We start from the raw sequence: 3,802 nt of genomic DNA, 5'->3' as shown, positions 1-3,802 counted from the left end.
CGGTAGTTCAGTTGGTTAGAACGCCGGCCTGTCACGCCGGAGGTCGAGGGTTCAAGTCCCTTCCGCGTCGCCATTTTTGCCTCTGTAGCTCAGTTGGTAGAGCAGAGGACTGAAAATCCTCGTGTCGTTGGTTCGATTCCGACCGGAGGCACCATCCTCCATAAGTTTAACCCTTGTGGAGGAAACAATGCGAGTGTAGCTCATCTGGTAGAGCGCCACCTTGCCAAGGTGGAGGTAGCGAGTTCGAGCCTCGTCACTCGCTCCAAAACGAGGCAAAGTTTCTTTGCCTCGTTTTTCTAAAATTGAATCCCGCGTGTGGACGGTGCCATAGCCAAGTGGTAAGGCAGAGCTCTGCAAAAGCTCCACTCCCCAGTTCAAATCTGGGTGGCACCTCCATGATAAGTTGACAGATTTTTGATTCAACCCGTGTTGAATTTCAAGGATCTGTCAATTTTTTTATTGTATCCTCTTAAACTCGGTTTGCAGATAGCGTCCTGTGGTCTCCGGCACCAGAGCCAGGACCTCCTGGCACAGGCCCTTTTCCCGCAAAAGCCGCCGCACCCGGGAGGCGCTGATGACCTCATTTCCAGAGCAAATACGTGGGATTTCGCAACATTCAATGCCAAATTGAGGGAGGATCCCTTTCATGGTCTGGTTGTAACAGTTGGTGGTCGGGTCCAGCGGCTCCTGGCCCGCAAACCGCTTTGTAATGTGGAGCTCCGGCGCAATGCACTGGGCAAACAGTGTAATATCCAGCGCGCTCTGAAGGGCGGCGGCGTCCTCCCCCTCCTTTAAAAAGTAGGTGGGAAAGGTGGCCAAGGAGATCATATAGTGTCCGCTGAGATGTACCCGCACATTGGGCAGATGAGCTGTTCCCTCCTGAACCAGACGCAGGCGGACATGGGTTGGGAAGCAGGACCTGTCCTCCTCCACCACAAACAGGTGCAGGATATCGCACTGTGACGCGGCGAACTCTACCAGCGCCTGGTGTCCCAGCGTAAAGGGATTGCAGTTCATCACAACCGCGCCAACCGTTTTGCCCACGTCCTCGGGGCCCCCCATGGGCGCGGTAAAGACCTGCAGGCCATTCATCCTGTTCTCCAGAAGAACAAGCTGCTGTGTACGGACCACTGGGAAAAAGCCGCAATTGGAGAACATCCCTTCGTTGCAGGACCGCGTAATGAGGAACAGCTCATAGAATCCGGCGGCAAAGCGTTCCTGAACCAACGCAGAAACCAGCGGCCCCAGCGCGTTCTGCCCCCGCAGCTCCGGCGTAACCGCAAAGCATTTCAGCAGCGGACCGGCAGCACAGCCGCAGGCAGAGAGCGTGTCGTTCTCATCCAGAACTGCAAAGGCGGTTTGGATGTTATCCTCATAGGTCAGGTGGTTTTCCAACAGAAAAGCGGTCAGCCGTTCCCGCTCCCGGGGATCGCGCAGCTGGAGCTGTGTCACATGGTACTCCTCTCTCATAACGGCAGCTCCTTACACAAAGCCATACAGTTCCCGGGGATTGTCCGTCAGCGCCAGCTGGCGGGCTTTTTCTGTGGGCAGCCAGATGGGGATCGTCTCCACCAGTGCGGTCTCCTCCGGCTTGACTGCTTCAGTGACATGGGGGAAATCGCTGCCCCACACGACCCGCTCCGGGGCAAATTCTGCAATGGCGATGGCGGTCTCTGTGGCGTCCGCCCAGGGCTCACCGGTCCTGGAGTTGAGATAGGGCCCGGACAGCTTGACCCAGGTGCTGCCCCGGTCGATCATTTCCTGAATAAAGGGGAAAGCGGGGTCCTTGACGCCCAAAGCGGGGTCCAGGCGGCCCATGTGGTCGATGACGACCCTGCACTCTAGCTTGCGGATCACGTCTGCATACTCCACCAGCTGGGCGGCGCTCATATGCAGCTGCATATTCCAGCCCAGATGCTTGACCCGCCGGCTCAGGGGGGCGCAGTCCTCAAAGGAGACCACCGCATTGCCAGGATTCCACACGCTGAAACGCAGGCCCCGCACACCCCCGTTGTGCAGCCGCTCTAACTCCTGATCGGAGACAGTGCGGTTTACAACCCCGATCCCCCGTGCATAGTCCGCGCCGAAGGCCTCAATGGCATCCAGAAGACAGGCGTTGTCCAATCCAAAGGGCTTGGCCTGGACAAACACCGCCCGGGGCAGACGGAGCTTGTCCGCCAGGACACGGTAGGTCTCCAGCGTTCCAGCCTGACCAGCCGCCTTGCCGTCATTGGGGAAGGCCGGGTCGATGATGTGCAGATGGGCGTTGCAGGCGTTTTGGGGCATTTCAAAGGGAACAGAAAAGGGGATACGGTCCATAAAAGACACCTCTTTTTGTCAAGCTTTCGTCTTGATTGTATCATCCTGTGATGTATATGGAAAGCACAGATATTGTGGAGCACTGCAACAAACTGTTGCAATCATTGTTCAAGTTGTCCGCAACAATGATGTACATATATTTAAAAATATGGTACTTTTCCATTGCAGATAAAGAGAGTATGATAAGCACACAACTTCAACCGCCCGATATGGAAGGAGGCATTATGATGGGAAAAACAGCTATTGTAAAAATTATGGAACGAGCCGCCGGACGCCCCGTTCAGATAGGGGAACGGGTCTGGTGCAAGGTAGACCTGGCCTCTGCAAGAGACTTTGGCGGGGCAAACTGCGTCCTCCAGTTTGAGAAGGAGATGGGAGTGGAGGCCAGGGTCTGGGACCCGGACAAGGTGGCCTACACCTTCGACCTTCAGGCCCCCTCTCACTCAGAGAAGGTGTCCAACAACCAGAAAATTATCCGGAAGTTTGCCAAGCGCCAGGGCATCAGGCATCTCTTTGACATCAACCACGGCATCGGTCAGCACGTCATGCTGGAGGCGGGGCTCATCAAGCCGGGGGACGTGGTGCTGGGCACAGACAGCCACATGAACCTGCTGGGTGCGGTGGGGGCCTTTGCCACCGGCGTGGGCAACTCCGACGTGGCCGCCGCCTACATCAACGGCACCAGTTGGTTCCGGATCCCTGAGACCATGAAAATCCTGGTCACCGGCAAGTTCCAGAGGGGCGTCTGTATGCGGGACCTGCTGACCAAGATGGTAGGCGGCCTGGGTGCCGGCGGCATGGACTACCTGGCGGTGGAGTTTGTCGGGGAGACCATCCACAACGCCTCCCTGGCGGAGCGGATCACCCTGTGCTCCATGGTCACGGAGATGAGCGGCAAGGTCCCCCTCATCATGCCTGACGGTCCGGTGCTGGACTGGCTGGTGGAGCGGGCCGGGGATGAGGTGCTGGAGCGGGTTAAGAGCCTGTCCGCCGACCCGGACGCGGAGTACTGCAAGGTGCTGGAGTATGACGTCAGCGATCTGGAGCCCATGGCCTCCTGCCCGGACGCCCCCGATCATGTAAAGCCGGTTGCCCAGGTGGCCGGGATCCTTGTGGATCAGGTTCACATCGGTTCCTGCTCCAACGGCCGCTACGAGGATATCAAGGCGGCCCACGCCGTGCTGATGGCGGGGGGCGGCAAGGTAAGCCCCACTTGCCGGACCATCATAACCCCCAGCACCACCGAAGTGCAGATGCAGTGTGTAAAGGAGGGCCTGGTCTTCGACTTCCTGGCCGCCGGTGTGGTGTTCACCAATCCCACCTGTGCCCTGTGTACCGCCGAGCACTACGGGGCGCTGCCCGCCGGGGACGTGGGCGTGGCCACCAACAACCGCAACTTTATCGGCAAGGTGGGCAAGGGCAGCCACACCTATTTGCTTTCTCCCATGGCCGCTATGGCCACTGCTATAAGAGGCTGCATTAC

General features: G+C 58.1%; 3 protein-coding genes and 3 tRNA genes. 4 read left to right on the top strand and 2 right to left on the bottom strand.

Going from position 1 to position 3,802, the window contains the following annotated elements:
* Positions 1-78: 78 nt before the first annotated feature.
* From D1646_RS17665 to D1646_RS17655, 3 genes are all read left to right on the top strand, one after another.
* Positions 79-154 (top strand) — tRNA-Phe (locus tag D1646_RS17665).
* A gap of 35 nt (positions 155-189) precedes the next feature.
* Positions 190-265 (top strand) — tRNA-Gly (locus D1646_RS17660).
* Positions 266-321: 56 nt separating this feature from the next.
* A tRNA-Cys gene (locus D1646_RS17655) sits at positions 322-396 on the top strand.
* Positions 397-456: 60 nt separating this feature from the next.
* Here D1646_RS17655 and citC read toward each other — a convergent pair.
* Together citC and D1646_RS17645 are read right to left on the bottom strand one after the other, a co-directional pair.
* Complete coding sequence (gene citC / locus D1646_RS17650) at positions 457-1,470, bottom strand: [citrate (pro-3S)-lyase] ligase (RefSeq protein WP_160637729.1); 1,014 nt, start codon at positions 1,468-1,470, stop codon at positions 457-459.
* A gap of 12 nt (positions 1,471-1,482) precedes the next feature.
* A complete protein-coding gene (locus tag D1646_RS17645; protein ID WP_160637728.1) occupies positions 1,483-2,319 on the bottom strand; it encodes an amidohydrolase family protein in 837 nt (278 codons plus the stop codon).
* Positions 2,320-2,543: 224 nt separating this feature from the next.
* On the opposite strand from D1646_RS17645, the gene D1646_RS17640 reads away from it, so the two are divergent.
* On the top strand, positions 2,544-3,802 hold a 1,259-nt coding region (locus tag D1646_RS17640; protein WP_201754748.1), incomplete at its 3' end, for an aconitase/3-isopropylmalate dehydratase large subunit family protein.

This window comes from Pseudoflavonifractor sp. 60 (assembly GCF_009911645.1).
Classification (GTDB): domain Bacteria; phylum Bacillota; class Clostridia; order Oscillospirales; family Oscillospiraceae; genus Lawsonibacter.
This window is presented reverse-complemented; position numbering and strand designations above follow the sequence as displayed.